This window comes from Runella sp. SP2 (genome assembly GCF_003711225.1).
Taxonomy (GTDB): Bacteria; Bacteroidota; Bacteroidia; order Cytophagales; family Spirosomataceae; genus Runella.
Genome location: NZ_CP031030.1, coordinates 1,333,093 through 1,353,371, shown reverse-complemented (window position 1 = coordinate 1,353,371; position 20,279 = coordinate 1,333,093). Strand labels below are relative to the sequence as shown.

Annotated in this window: 12 protein-coding genes; 3 read left to right on the top strand and 9 right to left on the bottom strand. The window is 45.0% G+C overall.

What is annotated here, in order from left to right; translation table 11 throughout:
- Positions 1 to 9: 9 nt before the first annotated feature.
- Complete coding sequence (locus DTQ70_RS05675) at positions 10 to 2,370, bottom strand: TonB-dependent receptor (RefSeq protein ID WP_122929909.1); 2,361 nt, start codon at positions 2,368 to 2,370, stop codon at positions 10 to 12.
- A 177-nt stretch (positions 2,371 to 2,547) separates the two neighbouring features.
- Here DTQ70_RS05675 and DTQ70_RS05670 point away from each other — a divergent pair, with 177 nt between their 5' ends.
- The 3 genes from DTQ70_RS05670 to DTQ70_RS05660 are packed head-to-tail and all read left to right on the top strand — an operon-like array spanning position 2,548 to position 5,550.
- Positions 2,548 to 3,195 carry a hypothetical protein gene (locus DTQ70_RS05670; protein WP_122929908.1) on the top strand — a complete coding sequence of 216 codons (648 nt, stop codon included), beginning with the start codon at positions 2,548 to 2,550 and terminating at the stop codon, positions 3,193 to 3,195.
- The gene (locus DTQ70_RS05665) at positions 3,182 to 3,556 is read left to right on the top strand and encodes a MerR family transcriptional regulator (RefSeq protein ID WP_122929907.1); all 375 of its coding nucleotides are present in this window, start codon (positions 3,182 to 3,184) and stop codon (positions 3,554 to 3,556) included. Before DTQ70_RS05670 ends, DTQ70_RS05665 begins: the two co-directional genes overlap by 14 nt.
- A gap of 5 nt (positions 3,557 to 3,561) precedes the next feature.
- The gene (locus DTQ70_RS05660) at positions 3,562 to 5,550 is read left to right on the top strand and encodes a hypothetical protein (protein ID WP_122929906.1); all 1,989 of its coding nucleotides are present in this window, start codon (positions 3,562 to 3,564) and stop codon (positions 5,548 to 5,550) included.
- Between the two features lies 1 nt (position 5,551).
- On the opposite strand, the gene DTQ70_RS05655 is transcribed toward DTQ70_RS05660, so the two are convergent.
- The 8 genes from DTQ70_RS05655 to DTQ70_RS05620 all read right to left on the bottom strand — a co-directional run bounded on the left by DTQ70_RS05655 (position 5,552) and on the right by DTQ70_RS05620 (position 20,268).
- Positions 5,552 to 8,335, bottom strand: coding sequence for an alpha-amylase family glycosyl hydrolase (locus DTQ70_RS05655; RefSeq protein ID WP_122929905.1), 2,784 nt, complete (start codon positions 8,333 to 8,335; stop codon positions 5,552 to 5,554).
- Positions 8,336 to 8,344: 9 nt separating this feature from the next.
- Positions 8,345 to 10,183, bottom strand: a complete 1,839-nt coding sequence (locus DTQ70_RS05650; RefSeq protein WP_122929904.1) for a glycoside hydrolase family 13 protein — start codon at positions 10,181 to 10,183, stop codon at positions 8,345 to 8,347.
- A 50-nt stretch (positions 10,184 to 10,233) separates the two neighbouring features.
- Positions 10,234 to 11,166 (bottom strand): alpha/beta hydrolase, encoded by a 933-nt coding sequence (locus tag DTQ70_RS05645; protein ID WP_122929903.1) that lies wholly within the window; start codon positions 11,164 to 11,166, stop codon positions 10,234 to 10,236.
- A 91-nt stretch (positions 11,167 to 11,257) separates the two neighbouring features.
- Positions 11,258 to 12,568 (bottom strand): SusE domain-containing protein, encoded by a 1,311-nt coding sequence (locus tag DTQ70_RS05640; protein ID WP_122929902.1) that lies wholly within the window; start codon positions 12,566 to 12,568, stop codon positions 11,258 to 11,260.
- A gap of 154 nt (positions 12,569 to 12,722) precedes the next feature.
- Positions 12,723 to 14,318, bottom strand: a complete 1,596-nt coding sequence (locus DTQ70_RS05635) for a RagB/SusD family nutrient uptake outer membrane protein (protein ID WP_122929901.1) — start codon at positions 14,316 to 14,318, stop codon at positions 12,723 to 12,725.
- A 17-nt stretch (positions 14,319 to 14,335) separates the two neighbouring features.
- Complete coding sequence (locus DTQ70_RS05630) at positions 14,336 to 17,299, bottom strand: TonB-dependent receptor (RefSeq protein WP_122929900.1); 2,964 nt, start codon at positions 17,297 to 17,299, stop codon at positions 14,336 to 14,338.
- A gap of 259 nt (positions 17,300 to 17,558) precedes the next feature.
- Complete coding sequence (locus DTQ70_RS05625; RefSeq protein ID WP_122929899.1) at positions 17,559 to 19,451, bottom strand: helix-turn-helix domain-containing protein; 1,893 nt, start codon at positions 19,449 to 19,451, stop codon at positions 17,559 to 17,561.
- A gap of 22 nt (positions 19,452 to 19,473) precedes the next feature.
- Positions 19,474 to 20,268, bottom strand: a complete 795-nt coding sequence (locus tag DTQ70_RS05620) for a thymidylate synthase (protein ID WP_122929898.1) — start codon at positions 20,266 to 20,268, stop codon at positions 19,474 to 19,476.
- Positions 20,269 to 20,279 lie beyond the last annotated feature (11 nt).

The window sequence follows — 20,279 nt, the reverse complement described above, 5'->3', positions numbered from 1 at the left end:
TGATGCGTTTTAAAACTCAACGCGATAATTAATCACTGGAATCATCCCCAACTGGAATTGCTGGACAATCTGACGCTGGTAAGTATCGTAGTAGCTGTACGCTTCGTTTTCAGTATTGGTCAAATTTTGAATATCAATCGACCACGTACGGGTGTAGTTAGGTTTGTTACGTTTCCAGAAAATACGAACATCGGGACGGAAATAATCTTTTACTTTAATCGTATAAAGTTCCGATGTTTTGTAAATGGTTCTTCCAGCCAATTTAGAAGCGTCTGCATCAATCGGTGAGTCACGGTAACCGCCTAGCCATAACACTCGAACGTTCACGCCAAAGGTGCGATTGGCACGTTTGTGGAACTCCTTCCCTGCCGCCAAGCTAAAGGTATGGTTACCATTAAAACGCGTATTTCGTTCGATGCCATCCTGACCTTTGTAGGTTGAATTGTACAAAGAAGCTGTAACCAACGCATAAAAATCTTTGCTCAAAAACTGCTGATAGGTCGCTTCCACCCCGTAATTGCGTCCTGTTCCTTTGTTTTCTAAGCCCACATTGGTGAATCCTTCAATGAGATTCAGCGCCGAAAATGAATTACTACCTGCGATTTGGCTGTTGGCTTGGGCAATAGGTACATTAAACAACGACTGATAATAGACTTCTACTTTCAATGATGACTGTTTGGGCAAAGCCGTCAATTGCTGTTCCCAGCCTAACACATAATGGTGCGCTTTGGTAAAGCCCAGTTTTTTATTGGGGAACAAATTCAATTGTGCATCCGAATTAAAAAGTGACAAATACGTCTGTGGCAATTGGAGTTGGCTATGCAAACCATACGACGCCGTGAAGGCCGTCCGCCCCGTAACGCTGTAACGTAAAGAAATGCGGGGTTCGAGCGACTGTGTTTGATTGTAGGTGTAATTCAAATAATGCAGCCCCGCTTGGAAAGTAAGTCGCGTTGCCAACGTCCCTGAGAGGGCAACATACGGCTGAAGAATCAATCCTTCAAGTTGACCTTTTGAAACGCCGTCGTTACTAATTTGTACTGAATCTTGTTGGTACGTAATAATCACCCCTTCTTTCCACTGAACTTTGGGCGTGATTTTGTGCGTCAGTGACGTTGAAAGCGAATAGCGGGTTTTCCGAAACGCATCTACTTGGGTCAGGGTACGGGCAAAATTTGCTTTGTTCAATTGGAACCCTTCGCGGCGCGTTTCCAAACCCGACACCGCCACGGTGGTTTTCCAAAGGGTATTTCGGGACAAGTTCAGGGAATGAGTAACGCCCATTGCTCCCATTCGGTTTTTAAATTCGATGTCGTACCCGTCTTTCTGGAATTTCCACAAGGTAGTATCACGTTCGGCTTGGAAAACATTGCTGCTAATTCCTGCCATTCCGAAGACGGTGAAGTGTCCCGCTTTTTTGGTGGGGAACGATAGATTGAAGGCTATATCTTGAAAACGAATGTCTTCTCCTCCAAATTTCACGCCCATCATGGCCAACAAACCCGTGAACGAATAGCGATAATTGACCAAATAGGAAGATTTGTTTTGGCGCGAAAGCGGCCCTTCGGCGGCAAAATCTACGCCAATTAAACCCACTTGGCCCGTAAATTCGTGTTTTTGGTCATTTCCTTTTCGCAAATGAACATCCATTACACCACCCAATACATTGCCATAGTCAGACGGAAAAGCTCCCGTCATAAAATCGGCACGCTCCATAAGTTGTGCACTCAAAATATTGGTTCCACCACCCGTTTGTGTGGGTCGGTCGCTGAATGTACCTGCGTTGCTGAGGTGGTTAGGATTGACAATTTCGACCCCTTCTAAGCGCCATTGCGTTCCCGTCGGTGAGTTTCCGCGAATGACTAATCCGTTGGCTTGGTCATTGGCTGCCGATACCCCTGGGAAAGACGTAGCCAAACGGGCTGGGTCAAAAAATGTACCTGCAAAGCGCAGGGTTTGTTCAATGGTAATCGTTTGAAGGCTGGTTTGGGATGACGGCCTAGCCGACCGCACCACCGTTTCTGAAAGTTGTTGGGTCGTTTCTTTCAACGAAACTGTAATCACCTTTTCTTTTCCCGCTTCTACCAAAATTTCGGGTAAAACCAGCGTTTCGTAACCCACTAGGCTTATTTGTAGTGAATAACGACCAATGGGTACTGAAATCAGTCGAAATTGCCCCAACGTATCTGACAATGTACCTTTTTCAGTCCCAATGAGCTTGATACTTACTCCACTCAATCGCTGGTTGTTATCGGTATCTACTACTTGACCTCGGATGGTTTGGGTGAGGGTATTTTGGGCAAACCCATTGATAATCAAACCAAAAGAAAAAACACAAAGTAAAATAATGGATTTTAAGGTGGACTTCATTGTCGATTTTTTCGCAAAAGTACGGCATCCCTCTTGATTAATGCCATTTTTTTGGTGGCTAACTTCAAAAAATGTGCAGTCGTTGTACTTTCGATGTAAAAAACGCGTTTGGATAGTTTTAACAAAACCGTAAACTTGTTCCGTGAGGAAATGGTTATCGTTTAAACTATTCTATCTATGAGCATTAAAACCACCGAAGCTAAGTTGTATTATGCCCTCTACGATTTTTTTGAATCAGCAGAATTTCATTTGTTGATGGATAAAAAACAGTTTCGGAAAAATACACCTTCGGGGTTTGTCAACGTCATTTTTTCGGTGTCGGAATACCAAAAAGATACCGATGCCTGGGTAGAAGTGCACATCGGATGCCGTAATGACCAGATTGAGCAGATTGCCCAGCAATTTTTGAATGTCAACCTCATGGATTTTCGAGCCGATGTCAATACCCTTATTATTTCTACGGGTAACTACAACAACGTCAAGTACTTTCGGTATAAAATCCAGAACGACGAAGACCTCAACGATGCCTGTGATTCCATCATGGAGTTTATGAACCTTTCAGGATTTAGCTTTTTAAACTCCGTCACTAAACTCAGCGACATCGACCAAATCTTGAACGGTCAGGCGCATAAACCTTCTAAATACCTTTACAATCAAGTCCATCGTTGTTACAAGGGGCTGATTGCGGCCAAACTCAACGACAATCCGCGATACACTGAGTTAGCAACTACCTACCGAAATTACCTCCTAAAGTTTGCCAGTGAAACCGAGCTTAGTAATTTTGAGCGATTGGTCACTTATTTGCAATATTATGGCAATAACTAAGTCGAAAAAGCTTCCAAACAAGGGCGAAAGACCCGTTTATCCCGAGCCCAAATTAATTTCTGACATCAACGAGGTAGCCAAGCGTTATGGATTTGAAAATACGTCTAAATTACGCTACTGGGAAACTCAGTTCCCCATGTTACGCCCCGAAAAACGCGGAGGTGATCGCATTTATAACCGTGGTGACATTGAGCTTTTGGACGAAATTGTGTATTTAGTAGAATACAAAGGGCACCAATTGGCCGCCGCTCGTCAGTTGATAGAATCGGGTAGAAGTCAGCGTAATAAAATAAATCGGGCCATCGAACAGTTAGAAACAGTAAAGGCGTATTTAGAAAACTTGAAAGAGGTATTAACGTGAAACGTATGGCTAAAATAGGGATTACGCTCGCAGCGATTGTAAGCTTAATGGTTTATTATCAACGAAATAACCTGTTTAGTTCTCCCGAGCCTGTCATTACGTCCTCCGCTCCTCTCCTGCCCGAGTTACCGCGTTCGCAAGCCGCTATCGTTTATTTTGAGCACGAACCCGACCCAAAAAACTACGAAGACCAGCAGCTTCAACTGCGAGTTGTTAGACGCAATGACCAACGGCTCTACCTCGTCGATGATGCCAAACCCGAGAAAGGTAGAATCACCTATTATTCCCTCAATGGCAGCGTCAATGCCACCGACGCCCGACGCCTCAGTGACTTGCCGATTCAGCCATCTCGTTGGATTCATTTGGTAAAATATACCGCCGAAATCAACAATATCAATTCGGAAGCATGGCTTACGTCAGAAACGAATACGGTGGCGGGGCAAACCAAGTATTCGTCCGTATCGGAGGTGATATTTTGGGTAAAAGACTCGTTGCAGCAAGCTTCGCCCGTCTTGGCTTACACCCAACCCCTGTGGCCAAACAATGGCCCCGTGGGAGATAGTAAGATTTTTAAACAAACTCCCGCTTTCTCCCTTCCTCCTCAAAAAAAATACGGTTCGGAATCTAAACAGCTCGATGAACCCGTGGTTAATTTGCGAAAAGTGGGCTGGAACGTCAGCGACGACCGTTTTAAACTTTTGTATGCTGGCGAAGTACTCGAACTGATGAACCACAGTCGAGCCCAAAACCGCCGAGGTATCACCAAATTTGATGCCCGTCAGCTCGACCAAGCCGCCGATTGGTTGGCCAAACGACTGCCTTCGTCCACCTTTGCCGTCGATTTTGAACCTGCCAACCCCGCCGCTGACGGTTGGCAATGGGACATGAGCGACCCCGCATTTCGGAAAACCATGTACGATTTGTCGGACAAGATTTATAAAAAACACGGAAAGCTCTTTTTTTCGTGGATTGGCGACCCGCTGACCTTCACGTTTCAGGGTAAAAATTTTAAACTTGATGGCTACGCCAATGATAATTGGAGTGCGGATAAGAAAAAAATTGATGATTATTTAGCACTTCACGAACATCCCAAAGACATTCAGCAAGTACAGCTGCCTTCGCCCGTGGTGCTTATGACGGGTTTTGGATATACCAGCAGCACTGTCAATACCAGTGATGTCACCGACCAACCCGCCCGCGTTTGGAAAGCACCCATCAACTGGTACTTACGCACGCTCGACATGCTAAATATCAAGTCGCTCACGGCTCCCCCAACGGTGAAATTCATCAATTTTTTCTGGCCGTACGAAGACAAACCTTCCGACGCACGCCGAAGCCACACCCGACGTTTTAAAGTGGGACACGGCTCAAAAGGCTACATTCGGCAACTAGACAATCGGGTGATGTACCCCATGAATTTGGTACGTGATGCGGTTTTTGTACACTTGTGCAATCCCCGCGTTTTTTATACCAACTACTGGATTTTTGGCCAATCCTACGACCCCTACCAAGCCCTTCGTTACGCCAAAATCAACGGTAATCTATCTTGTGTTTCACAAAATACAGGCGGCTATTTTGTGTATGATTACCAAGGCCCCGACCAGCCCGCTTGCCCCACGGTGGCCGAAGACTATATGGGAAAAGATGCCCTCGGCGTAGCGGCGATGGTGCAAGCGCACGAGCTATTTGCAAAGCATCAACTCATTTTGGATGGCAGTCAAGTACGTGAAACTTATGCTTTTGACTACCAACGTTCTACTCAAAAACCCCAAAAGGCCACTTGGCAAAACGATACGGGGGAATTTGCACGGGCATTTAAGTTTAATCAACCGTGGTTGCAGGTGTGGCGAAATCCCAAAACGGGCAAACGGTTGCTTTTATTCCAAGATACGTTTGCGGAAGCCTTTGAGCCTGTGCAGTTTACGGTGACTATCAACGGCAAAAAAATACAGCGCACCACCGAAGGCAATGCGCTGTACATCGAAGCCCTTTAAGTTATTGTTTTATCCAGCGTTGGGTTTGGGAAGCTGTTCCTTCCGCTATTTTCAAGAAATAAGTACCCGCTGGCACTTCTTTCACCGAAATGCGCTGCTGCATTTGGTTGGTCAATTTCTGGGGTAAAAAATGGCGAATTGCCCGTCCTGTCATATCCATAATTTCTATTCTTACCTCCCCGCGGTAGGCACTCTCCCACGCCACGTTTAGCCAATCTTGGGTAGGATTAGGCGACAATTGCAGGGTTGTCTCTTTTGGCGAAGGTTCTGCCGAGGTAATCGTTTGTATTTTCCACGAAACGGTATTTTGTGAAGTAACGGCCACTTTTTCGGAGGTCAGTACATGAAACTGCCCCGCCCGAAACGCGTATTGCGGCAAGGAAGAAGTCACCGTAATTTCATCGCCTGAGAAAAAGTCAAACCAGCGACCTACGGGCAGCGCAACGACTTGGTCGGTAAGTCCAAAGTTGGCAATGACCTGTACTTTCATCGTTGGCGAATTCAGAATCAACTGTTTAATCGTTTCGGTCGTTTGTAGGCTAAAATCTGTCGTTTTGGTCACGGCCTGCGTCGTTTTGAAGCGAATCAGTTCCGAAAAAACATTATAGAGTTGAAGGCGTTTATTATCCCGCAAATACTCCCACCGAATGGGTTTAGCCCCCGTCCGACCGTTTTGGTCAATTGACACGTCGTAGCCCAATTCCCCAAATTGCCATAGTAATTTTGGCCCTGGCGTTAAGAAAAACAACGCGGCGGCGGCCTTTACACGTTCAATGGCCGTGGCTACGCTTTTCACCTCAGCACTGCCGTTGGTGATGGCGTCGTACACAATTCGCTCTTCGTCGTGGCTTTCCATGTAACCAATGGCCGCTGGTTTTTGAAAACCTGCGTGGTTTTTCCACGATAATCGGTTAAAATTCCCTTTTCCAGTTTTGACGGCTTCGCGTACCGCACCGTTTTGGTTATCCCACACCATCATGCCATAATTGGTCAACTCAGCTTCTTCGTTGTCGTCGGCGAAATGCTCTAAAATGACGTAGGCCGTCGGGTCGGTTTTACGAATTTGGTCATAAATTCGCTTCCAAATGGCGATTCGGCTGGCATCGTAACGTCCCCAAAAAGCCACGTCATTTCCCGAATTCACCTGCGTAAATCCTTTGGATAAGTCAAAGCGATAGCCATCAAAACGGTATTCCTTCAACCAAAATTCATTGACTCGCTCCACGTATGATTTGGTCGCAGCGGATTCGTGGTTAAAATCAAAAAACACGCTAAACGGGTGCGTTGCTTGGAGATTAAACATGGGATTATCGGCCGACGGACGATTGCCATCCCAGTACATTTTTACGTACGGAAACTCATAATCGGCTTGGTTGAGTACCATGTCCAAAATCACCGCAATCCCGTTGGCGTGGCATTTGTCAATGAATGCCTTCAAATCATCAGGCGTGCCGTATGCCTTGTCAGGGGCTGCGTGAAAGATGGGATTGTACCCCCAAGAATCATTGCCCGCAAACTCCATAACAGGCATTAACTCAATGGCATTAACCCCGAGTTTCTTGAGGTAATTGAGCGAGTCTCCCACCGTTTTGTACCAGCGACTATCCACAAAATCCCGCACGAGTAGCTCATAAATCACCAAATCTTCGTTGGCGGGGCGTTTGAAATTAGTAGTTTTCCAAACGTAAGGAACTTGGGCCGTTTGGAGTACCGACGCGCTATTTCCCAAGGCTTTCGCGGGGAAAGCCATCAAATTAGGATAGTTCGTGGCTGGAATAAATTTATCGTTAAAGGCATCCAAAATCTTCTCGCTGTACGGGTCACTAATCGGCATTACGCCATCGACCAAGTATTGAAACGCGTATTCTTTTTGGGGAGTTAAATTTCTGATTTCTAACCAATACGTCTGCCCATCAGGGGTTCGATTCATCAAATAGTCAGTACGCGTTTCCCAATTATTAAAATCACCCGTAACGTAAATAAACTTCTTGTTGGGAGCAAATAGCACCAATGTTGCCGACGTAGCCGAAGTATAATTAATGCCATTTTTCAGTCCAGCAGGAAGAGCCGCTACCGCAGGCGTAGGGCTAACAGTAAACGAAAATTCATCAGTAACTTCTTGGTTGTTGGCACTTGCTACAATTTTTACCGTTCGCCGCTGATTTGGTGTATTTCCAACGGCAATCGTGGTCGAAATAGCCGTGTCTTTGGCGGAAGCTACTGTTGTTCCGTCGAGCGTAAGCGTCAATTGAGACGAAGTAGAAGCACTTGCCCTCACCCGTAGCGAAGAATTAGCATCGACAAAGAGCGTTTTTTCAGTAGGGGTAGTGAAACGTACAAACAACTGATTTGAAGTATAAAAGTTGAACAAAAAGTCTTCGGTTTGGCCTGAGCCGTTGGCGTTTTTTACCAATACGCCCATCCACCGAAGCGTTTTTCCCGCAGGCACGCTCAGGTATTTTGAAGGCGTAATTTTAATCGTCCAAACGTTATCACTTACCCGCGTCAACAATCCAGGCGCGTAAGGTTGTGAAAAACTGGATTGGCCTGCGGGGCCAAATTCGGACGTGCGGTTCGATACATCCGAGCCACCCCAGGCCCAAATATACAAGCCCGAGGCTTGATTCATCAAGGCGGCTTTGCGGGTGTCTTTCGCTTGCGTTAAATCAAACGTCAAGGTTACTTCACCATCAGCGGTAGGGAATTCTGGTTTGACCGCCAATGCCTGTCCCCAACTCCATTGACTCACCAATAGCCCCAGGAAAATAGAAATGAGTTTTTTCATACAAATGGTTTATTTTACCTCCAAAACAAGTGCCGACGAAGCATTGATAGTCAAGCCATTGGCTAACGAATTCATTTCTCCCGTCACTACATTTTTTACCGACGATGCTCCCTTCAAAATTTCCGAGTATTTGCTCAAATCTAGTTTCAACGGTTCTTTATTTTTGTTCATCACCACCATTACTTTTTGGGCATCGTTGTACCTAAAATACACATACAGGCCATCGCGGGCGGTAAAGTGTTTCAATTTGCCCGTTTGAACGGCCGCATTGGTTTTACGCCATTGAAGCAATTTGGTTATAAATTGTTTTGCTTCCAACTGTTGGGGTGTTAACCCTTTTTCGGTGAAGGCACTTACAGTATGGTCAGCCCATCCCCCTGGCATTTCGCCCCGAATCTCGTCGTGCGAATCACTTTTCGGATTGGTCATCAGTACTTCTGTTCCGTAATAAATTTGTGGTGTACCCCTCGTCGTCAGCAAAAATGCAATTCCCATTTTCCACAGGTCGAAATTTTCGTGGATTTGGGTGTAAAAACGGCTCATGTCGTGGTTATCTGGCATAATAACCAAATTATTGGGCGCTGCGTATAAAAAGTCCTGCGACAGCGTTTGGTATATTTTCACCAAACCACGGTTGTAAATTCGGTCATCTTCATTCAAGGCTTCAGTCAAGGCATTTTGCAGCGGGAAATCAAACATACTTGACATTTCCGACACGTATCCATTGGCATTTTTATTCCCTTTTTGCCAAAATGCTACAATCGAAGGATTAACCGACCACTCTTCCCCGACCATGCTAAAACGGGGATACTCGCTCATGATGCGTTGCGACCAGCGACTCATAAAGTCTTTATCAGAATAAGGATACGTATCAACCCGAATTCCGTGCAAATCAGCGTACTCAATCCACCAGACTGTATTTTGAATCAAATAATTGGCCATCAACGGATTACGCTGATTCAAATCGGGCATACTTGACACAAACCAACCGCTGGCGTGTAGTTCTTTGTCGTACTCGCTCGCGTGGGGGTCTTGAATACTCTCGCGGGCGTGGTGGGTTATTTTAGGGTTTCCTTGAAAATTCACCCAGTCGTCGGTGGGTAAATCCTTCATCCACCAATGCTCTGAACCACAGTGATTAGGCACCAAATCAATCACTAATTTTATACCCCTTTTTTGGGCTTCTTTCGACAACTTTCGGTACTCTTCATTGCTCCCAAAACGTGCATCTATTTTGTACAAATCGGTCATGGCATAGCCGTGGTACGAACCCATATTTTGGTTATTTTCTTGCAATGGACAAATCCAAAGTGCCGAAAAACCCAGCTTTTGAATGTAATCCAAATGCTCGATAATCCCCTGAATATCACCTCCATGCCGTTTATCTTTTCCAGTTCTGTCAACTTTATCGGTCATCCCTTCCACGTTGTCATTAGCGGGATTCGCATTCACAAAACGGTCTGGAGTTACCAAATACATGGCGTCGGCTGAGGTAAACCCTTGGCGATTAGCCGAATTAGGTTCTCGATTCTTTAATTCATACGAATAAGTCGCCACCGTTTTCCCATCCTTTTTAAAGGTAATTGGAAAGCTTCCTGTTTTGGTAGTGGCAGCAATAGTCAAATCTAAAAAAAGGTAATTGGGGCTTTTTACACGCGTTACTTTCGTCAGTTTTACCCCTGCGTAAGTCACTTGAGGCTCAGTGGCACCGATGCCGTTATGGTGTACAAGCAACTGTAAACGAGGCTCTTTCATACCTACCCACCAAAAGGCAGGTTCGATGCGCTGGGCCTGAACCCTAAAGGCAAAGGTTAGCAAGATGAAGACTAAAAAAGGAAGTTTTTTCATGAGAAATACTTTTAATAGTTGTTAGAATTTTGGGTACGAAAAGCCGTTCATCACTTTTGAAGTAAAAATGTAAATGGAACGGCTAATCGCTCTTTCCAAGCTTTTTCGGAGTGGTCTGCTCCTTCAAATTTTAGCGTTTTCCAATGCTCTGCTTTGTATTTTTTTGCTTTTAATAAAGCATCCACTCGCCGCTGCGTAGGTTCATAGAGTGCGTCCAACGTAGCCGTACCAAAGTCAAAATAGATTTTACGGCCTTTTTGAGGAGGCGGGAGATTAGTTTCCAAATACTTTACAAAGGCATCAGGAATAGGGTTATTTTCTAGCGAAAAAATTCCAGGCCAATGCGTAGATAAGCAAGCCACACGCCCAAAAACGTCAGGATATTCGCAAAAGGCATACATCGAAATCAATCCTCCCATGCTCGAACCCGCAATCAGGGTATTTTCAGGATTTGGGAAGGTCGAAAACGTACTATCAATGAAGGGTTTAAGTTCTTCGACAATAAATCGTAGGTAGTTATCCGAATTAGGAACAAACGCATCTGTGGTTCGGCCTATTTTTTGAAGTTGTTCGGTCACAAATTGCTTTTGGGTATGGGTAAGCAACTCATAAGGCCGTTGTGGAAAATAATCGGGGTGGCGGCCTTTTCCCGAGTTCCAGATTCCAACCACAAGGCAATTTTTGAATTCAGGATGAGTTTGTGAAAGCTTTTCGAGGGTTTCGTCCACACCCCACTCTTGCCGATTCCAAGTTGACAACGAATCAAACAACATCTGTCCGTCGTGCATATACAACACAGCGTATTTCTGGGTAGGCGTGTAATCGGAGGGTGTCCACACATCAACCGTTCGCTCAGCCACAAAACGAGAGCGGAAGTTTTCAAAGCGTGTTATTTTACCGCCTGAAAGTTGGAGAGATTGGTTTTGGGCTTTCCCAATTAAGACTGCACCAACCAAACTGAGCAATGCTAAGTATCTGTACATACGAATTTGTAGTAGAAAAAAGCACCGACAAAAATTCATCGGTGCTTTACTTTTCAACCTATTAGTTTTCAGTTTGTTACTTATGCAATTGTTATTTTTTGGTCAACTTATACGTCGGCTTGGCAGCGTTAGTAAAATCAAGAATGATATCGTACGTTCCTGCTTTTACGACAATGTTGGCTCCACCAGGCTCCATCACACCATCGGCTTTATCATCACCGTAGTTGACTCCCCAATCATCGTTTTGGCGGAACTTCATCTCACCGTCCACCAATTTAATTCCGCTCAATGTCCAAATTCCTTCGGTACCAAAATCAGGCGTAAATTTGGCGTCAGGGCCATTCCAGCCATTAGGCGTGGCACTTCCTACCACTCCCCATGCTTTGTATGGTACAATCGTGTATTTCATTGACTTAAAATCAACGGTAATCAAATACAAACCTGCTTTTACCACGATATTGTCCCCACCTGCTTCGAGCGTACCGTCGGCGCCTTTGTCACCGTAGTTGACTGCCCAATCTTCATTCTGACGAATCTTGATTTCACCATCTTTCAACGTCGCAATCGCACGCCACTGATCGGTGGCTGGGTCGTAGAAGAATGGCACGTCTGGGGCGCTCCAGCCACTTGGTGTGGCACTACCGACTAACCCCCACGCGTATTTATCAATGGTATATTTTAGAGCACTTGCATCAAACGTAATCTTATAATTCCCTTGTTTGACTACAATGTTGGCACCACCTGCTTCTAGTGTACCGTCAGCACCATTATCACCCATATTGACATCCCATTTGTTGTCTTGGCGGAATTTGATTTCACCATCAATCAACGCTACGTATGCTACATACACATTGGCTTTATCCGATTTGTAGAACGGCATATCTGGGCCATTCCAGCCGTTTACAGTCGCACTTCCCACGATTCCCCAGTTGGTAGAAAGGTCAAGTTTGTCCAAATAAGGCGTTGCTTTTACTGACATCACCGTTGATGCTAACGTAGTGCTTCCACCCAAAAACGACTGAACTTTGATGTCGATGTCGCCAGCGGTAGCTGCTTTCAAGCCGAGTTTCAACAAAATCGGGTTCAACTCTGATGCTTTGAACGTCTTTTTCAATTCCGTTCCCGTCACAATCGACGCTGCATTGGAGAAATCACCTCCTTTTTTATCAATCAAAACGGTGTAGTTGGCAGGTGCCTCAAAACCATAATCAGGTTTTGCCCACGATACCGTCAAGGCATCTTTGTCCGCATTTTCTTTGGTCAGTACGACTGTTTGTGACGAAAGGGTCACCACAGGCACTGCTCCCGAATTGAGGACGGCCTTTATTTCGTCTTTTTCGCATGAGGCCAGCATCGTCGTCGCAACGACCGCGAATAAGCATTTATGAAACCACTTTTTCATTTGTCTTTCTAAGTTTTTATTGACTACTGTCTATGAATATCCCGCGTTTTTTGGTTGCTCACAACCAGAAAAACTTCATCACTTCCTCTGGTTGTGAGCAACCTGAAGCACAGTGTGACTTCCTCTGGTTGTGAGCAACCAGAGGCACAGTGGACTAATACCCTGTGTTTTGAACCAAGTTTGGATTCGCCGTTAGGTCAGTGGATGGAATTGGGAAAATTTTCAAGTAATCTTGAACCCCCGCCCCGTCTTTTACGCCACCTTTCCACGCCCACAAATACGACGCACCCGTAAATTTACCATAGCGAATCAAGTCAGTACGGCGGCTTCCTTCCCACGATAACTCACGGGCACGTTCGGCCAATACAAAATCAGGCGTCAACTCAGAAGAAGTGATGTTTCCAGCGGCACTGCCATAGGCACGCGCTCGGATTTTGTTGACATAATCCAACGCCAAGGCTTTATCGCCAGCACCACGGGCAGCAGCTTCGGCATAAATCAAGTACGCATCCGCCAAACGGAACATTGGAAAATCGGTATCAGGGTGCGTTAGGTTGCTTCCTACTTTACCCGACGAGGTTACATTTTTGAACTTAGGCATGGCATACCCGTCCGTAAATGTGCTCAATTCGTTGATTTCCAACTTTTGGCCATCTGTATAAAACATCGCGCGTTTGTCCGTTTTTCCCGTTGGGTCAGCAAAAAGCCTCACAAACGATGGCGTCACACGAACACCACCCCAACCGCCGTCGATACCATAGGCAGAAGCTGGCATCGAACCACCCACGGGCGCATGGCATAGGAACGTCATTCCACCCCAAGTTTGGCTACGTGTTCCGTCGGCGGCGAGTGCCCAAATCACCTCCGTTGAGGTGTTATTGTCGGCTTTAAACAAATCTTCGTATTTGGTTTGCAAAGAATACCCCGCGTCAATCACTTTTTTAGCGTAGGTAGCCGCGTCTGCGTAGCGGTTTCCTTGGCCTTGGGCTTCGGCGTTGAGGTACAATTTTGCCAACAACATCCACGCTGCTGCTTTGTCGGCGCGGGCGTATTCGTTTTTACGAGCGTCAACTAGCTCGCCATCAATTGCTTTCAACTCCGATTCAATGTATTCAAACAAGCTTTTGGCATTCGTTTGTTTTGGCGGAGCAGAGCCTACAGCGTCATTTTCTGTTACAAAAGGGACATTTCCTCCGAACAAATCCAACGCGTGCCAGTAGCTCAAAGCCCGCAAGAAACGCGCTTCCGCACGAAGGGCTTTTGTTTCAGTCAAAATAGTACCCGAAACACCTCTTTCGGTAAGTTTAGCATCGCTGGTTTCGCGAATAAATTCATTGCAAGAAGCAATTTGATAAAATACACGGTTGTAAAAACCACGAATGAATGCGTTATTCGACGACCACTTCATGTAGTTGATTTCGGGCAAACCTGCGTCACTCCACGCAATCACGGCCTCATCGGTTGGGAGTACTTGCAAATACCAATAATTACGCAAATAGCTCGAAAACCCTTCGTCCATTCCTTTGATGTCCTTCGTACGGTCGTCGCCCGCAGGGCCTTGCTGCCCCGTCAGCATCATACCAGCGTACAGTTTGGCGGCTACTTGTTTGTAGGCCGCAGGGTCGTTATAGACCGTTGCTGAAGTAACTTCATTGAACGGCTTACGATCTAGGTCTTTGATACAAGAGGACATTGTCAACGCGAGTGCAATTCCTCCAATGATTGTATTTTTAGAAATGAAATGTTTCATTTTTTTTCAAGTTTCGATTAGAATCCGATGTTTAAGCCAAGGGTAAACGTACGTGGAATGGGATAAATGTTATTATCGATTCCTCCGCTCACTTCAGGGTTGAGGCCTGTGTATTTTGTAATTACAAATACATTCTGAACCGTTGCTGAAAGGCGTGCGGTTGATTTTCCGCCAAATATTTTTCCTAAATCATAGCCTGCAAATGCGTTGTCCATTCGTAAAAATGAACCATTTTGCATGTAGTAATCGGAGAAATACTGAGGCGTCGCAAACAAGGTAGTAAGGACGTTTGGCACAACGTTACCCAATGAGTTATTAGCACCTTGGAAGGCTTGCAATACGCCATTGGTTGAAAGAATGTTGTTATAAACGTAGTTGCCAAAGTTGCCACGTAAGACAAAGCCTGCACTCAATTTTTTGTACGTCGCTTGGGCATTGAAACCAATAAATACGCGTGGAGCGGGCGATTTGTAGTGGTTGTAGTCATCCACGGTGATTTTACCATCGCCATTTTTGTCCACATATACGCCTTCTACGGGTTTGCCCGAAGCGTCATACACTTGCTGAGCTACGAAAAACGAAGAAGCAGGATAGCCAACCGAATGGATTTGAATGGTGTTTCCTACCCCGCCTGATATTCCACCCACCAATACCCCTTTATAATTGGGATCGTTAGCTGATGTCAACTTGGTGATTTTATTTTCATTGTAAGTCGCATTGAAACCTAAATCAAGCGTAAAATCTTCGCGACTGATGGTGTTGTGGTTCAACAACAACTCCAAACCTTTGTTTTCGATAGAACCAACGTTTGACAGAATTTCATTGGTAAGGTTGGTTCCTGCTGCCACTGGAACGACGTTCAACAAGTCCGACGTATTTTTCATGTAGTAGTCGATGCTACCCGACAAACGTGCTTTTTTGAACGCAAAGTCCAACCCAACGTTTTGCGTAATCGTTTGCTCCCATTTGATGTTCGCATTGTAGCCTTCGGCGCGGAGAGTGTTGTAGTAGGTTGTTCCCAAAAGCTGCTGGGCAGTAGCCGTACTTGGCGTATAACGTGCCAAATAAGCGAAGTTTTGTCCCACATCTTGCTGACCTGTTACCCCATATCCGACGCGCAATTTCAAGTCTGAAATCACACTAGAGCTTTTCAAGAAATCCATTTCGCTGATTTTCCAAGCAAAAGCCGCCGACGGAAACGTTCCCCAACGGTTTTCTTTGGCAAAGCGAGATGAACCATCACGACGAAGCGTAAATGTCAATAAATAACGGTCTTGCACGTTCAAATTGGCCCGACCAAAAAACGACACCAAGGTATTTTGAGTCTTGTAGGGACTGTCGTTGAGGGTTTTGGTTTCGGCTTCGTCCTTGGTGATGGTCGTGGTCGAATTCATAAAGTCTTGGTAAGAATACCCCGCCATCAAGTCAAGACGCGTATCTTTTGTCAAATCCTTGACGTAGTTGAGGTAAAAATCCAATAATTTGTTAGTACGGTCTTGGGTATAAACTGTTTTTTCGCCTCCATTACTAAAATTAGACGCTGCCAAGGCAGGAATAACCTTTTTACCATCGCTTCTTGATACGTCATAACCTACGTTCAGGTTAGCGTGTAGTTCAGGCAGGAAGTGAAATTTATAATCAAACTGTGCATTCCCGATGCTGCGGTTTACTGTTGCACGGTCATCGGTCAAGTTCAACAAGCCAAGTGGGTTGCGCGTTGCGATGGTGTTAGGTTTGCCATCGGCATTAACCCACTCATAATAGCCGCCGTACGCTTCCGTCCCCGAATACACAGGTTGAGTTGGATCAAATGAGGCCGCTGCCCCGATAGCACCTTGGTTGGCAAACTTATTTTTAATCGAAGCAGCTTTGACATTGATGTCAATTTTGAGGTGATTATCCAACAACATTGGCGTCAATCCCACCGAGGCAGAGGTGCGGACCATGTTAGAGGTTTTCAAAATACCGTTTTGATTGGTATAACCTACCGATACACGGTAAGGCGTATTTTTGAGCGCACCTGTGATACTCAGGTTATTATCCGTACTTACCGCTGCACGATAAATTTCATTTTGCCAATTGGTATTTGCCGTACCTAACAACGATTTTTGCGTTGCTGTACCGTATTGATTGACCAAAGCACGGAAATCATCCCCCGACAGAACGTCAACCAAACCAGTTTTAAGACCAACAGACGCTTGCGTGCTCAAGTTTACGCGCATCACATCGCCTTTTTTCCCTTTTTTGGTCGTAATCATAATGACCCCGTTAGAGGCTCGTGAACCATAGATAGCGGTTGCAGAAGCATCTTTAAGGATATTAAATGACTCTATATCGTTGGGGTTAATCAAGCTCAAAGGGTTTGCTGCGCCATTGATGGTGGTATTGTCCAAAGGCACACCGTCGATGACGATGAGTGGGTCATTGCTGGCATTCAACGAAGCCCCCCCGCGAATTCGAATCGTGCTTCCTGCGCCTGGCGCTCCGCCGTTGGGCGTAATCTGCACCCCCGCTACTTTACCCGCTACGAGTTGGTCGGGCGTGGCAATGTTACCTTTGTTAAAGTCGGCGGTAGTAATAGAAGCGATAGAGCCCGTCAGGTCTTTTTTACGTTGCGTACCGTACCCAATTACGACCACTTCCGCCAGTTGTTTGTTGTCATTTTGCAACGTCACCGAAAGCTGCGTGCGGTTGTTGATGGCCACCTCCTGCGAAGTCATGCCAACAAAACTAAACACCAACGTTGCGCTGCTTGGCGCCGCAATTTTGAAGTTACCATCCGCGTCGGTTTGAGTACCACGCGTGGTTCCTTTCACCAACACGCTCACGCCTGGAAGCACCGAGCCGTTGGATTCTTGAACTTTTCCTGACACAGTAATGTCCTGCGCCATGGTTGTTATGGACACGAAGGCCCACAGCAACATCATCAGATTTAGACGAATGTTTGTTCGGCTAAAAACTTGGTACATCGAAATCATCATAGGGGTTTGATGTAAGTTAAAATTGGATAATTGGAAAGATTGAAATGGAGTAAACACGGCGTTTCATCAATTTCTTCTTGCAAAAGTACCATACTTAACCCCGCTTGTCGTCCCACTTTGCAATAATGACAAAAAGAGTCACTATTTTTTATAAACAACTATTTATCAGAATATTACAAAAAAAAGGACGTACCACTTTTAGAAGGTGGCACGTCCTAACCAATAAAATGGCACACATTTTTGAAGCTAAATCTTCTTATTAATCCTCAATCCTCGCCTCGAAAAAATATTCTCGCGGAGTTTGTTGCGTCATTTTTTTGAAAGCGCGGTTGAAAGCTGTTTTTGAATTAAACCCTACTTCAAAGGCAATGGCCAAAAGGGTAAAATGCTTGTTGCGCGGGTCTTCAAAACGCTGTTTAAATTCTTCGATTCGGTATTCGTTTATAAAGTCAAAGAAATTTTTGTTGTAGCCTTCATTGATAATTTTTGACAATAAATGAGGCGCAAGTTTTAATTTCTGAGCCAATTCATTGAGCGTCAATCCAGGGTTGGTATAAGGCTTATGTTGCTGCATGTAGGTTTCCAATTTGCTTTTGTAGCCACCTAAATTTTCGAGCGTGTCCACCTCTTTTTCTAGCACGGGAGCCAATGTATCGTGCAATGCAATGGTGACCGTTGGCTCTTCGGTAGGTTTCAGGAAAGGCTGAGGTTTGGCCTGAATTTTAAAAATTTCGGGTTGGTGAATGGCAAAATAACCCAGGAAATAGGGAATCGTCGAAAAAGCCAACCAAATGGTGTCAATGCTTTTTTGGACAATTGTAACCGTTTCAATTTTGAAAAAATACCCGATTCCGAACAGCATACCCGAAAAAAGCCAAAGTACCAAACATACCAATTGTAATCCCAAAACCGTCGAAAGGTATTGAAGATTGTATTCGGATGATGACTGGTTGACAGCCAACGCCCGATACGAACGAATCGCTTTATAACATACCAACCAATAGTACCAATTAGTTAGCAAGGCCAAAGTTCCTGTTCCCCAAAATAGCCCAACAATGTCGATTTCACGATTGACAATCTTGATTTGAAGCCTTTTATCTTCCATAAAAAAGAAAGGCAAATACACCAACAATTGAACAGCAGGCAATAAAAAGTGCCCCCACCAATGGCGCGGGAATTTGGGGATTTTGAAAAGCAGTTTTTGGATATAGAAATAGAAAAGAGGGGCATACAAAAAGAGTACAAAATCGGGGATAAGTAGCATCTTCGTGTATTCCTGCGCTACTTCACGATACGCGCTCACGACTTTGATAGCCACCACAATAGCCATAAATGCCAACGAAACCACCAACCAACGATTCGCGTGTCGGTTGTAGTCTTGCATCGACGTAATGGCAATGATTAACAAAATGCTTTGAAAGGCTGAAAACAACAGCAGCAAATCATAGATAGAAATGGAGCGAAACGTCCCTGAAAGGTCTTCCCAACTTTCTATCTTTACCTCAATATTCTCATTATTAACAATTTGACCTCGGTATAAAATTCGGTTAATTCGCGTTTTTCCGTTTTCCTGTCCTTCAACGCTATTCCAGTCTCCACGAGTAAACTTATACTCCAACCTTGGTAAATCCGATGCAACTGTGACGCGGTATGTGCCATCTACTTGTTTTCTTAGCCTAAAATCTTCGTCTCCCGCATGCCAGTTATTAAAGTTACCTGTGATGTAAATTGTGGCATCTTTGGGCGTATTTTCGGGGATTTCGTTAATCACAAAACGATACATTGCCCTTGCCTCCCAGCCATCAATACTGATTTGCAGGAATTTTGGGTTTTTCTCATCAAAACGATAATAGACCCTGTCAGGACGGCTTTTTCCTGTGCTATCCCCTTCTACTAACCCCCAGCTTCCTTGCGTTACCTTAAACTTAAAATTGGTCAGTGTATCGGGCAAATCCAAAGAGAATTTGCCTGTTTTATCCCGTTTAAACTCAAATGCGGCATCCCCAGGTTGCCAATTATTAAAATCGCTGGCTAAAAAAAGTCGTTGATTGGCCGTTTTGAAAGGGGCATGACGAACAATCTCGACCCTAATTTGCGCAATTGCAAACAAAGGAAAAAGTACTCCCATCAAACAGCACCACCAATTCTTCATCACGATTTAGTATTAGGTCAAATTAAACAGCCACGGGGGCTTTGATACCTGGCCATGGATTATAATTTTCGAGGGTAAAATCTTCAAAAGTAAAGTCAAATACACTCTTTACGTTGGGATTGAGCTTCATGGTTGGCAGCTCTCTAGGCTCCCGACTAAGTTGTAACTCAACTTGTTCCAAATGGTTAAGATAAATGTGTGTATCTCCACCCGTCCAAATAAAATCACCGTACTCAAAGCCACATTCTTGGGCAATCATCATCGTTAACAACGCATAACTAGCGATGTTGAAAGGCACGCCCAAAAACACATCGGCACTGCGTTGATACAACTGACAAGACAGTTTATTATCCGCTACATAAAATTGAAACAAGGCATGGCAAGGACTGAGGGCCATTTTGGGCAAATCAGCAGGGTTCCAAGCCGAAACGATAATTCGACGAGAATCGGGGCTATTTTTCAATTGTTTCAACACATCCATAAACTGGTCAATCACCTGTCCGTTAGGGGCTTCCCAGCTACGCCATTGTTTTCCATAAACGGGGCCTAAGTTACCGTCGGCGTCGGCCCATTCATCCCAAATGCTTACGCCGTGGTCTTTGAGGTACTTAGTATTGGTATCTCCTTTCAAGAACCATAATAGTTCATAAATGATTGATTTGGTATGGACTTTTTTGGTTGTGACCAGCGGAAAACCTTTTTGTAAATCAAAACGCATTTGGTAGCCAAACACGCTGATAGTTCCTGTGCCTGTTCGGTCGGTTTTGCGGGTTCCGTTGGCTAAAATATGGCGAAGTAAGTCGTGGTATTGTTGCATTGTTGGTTTAA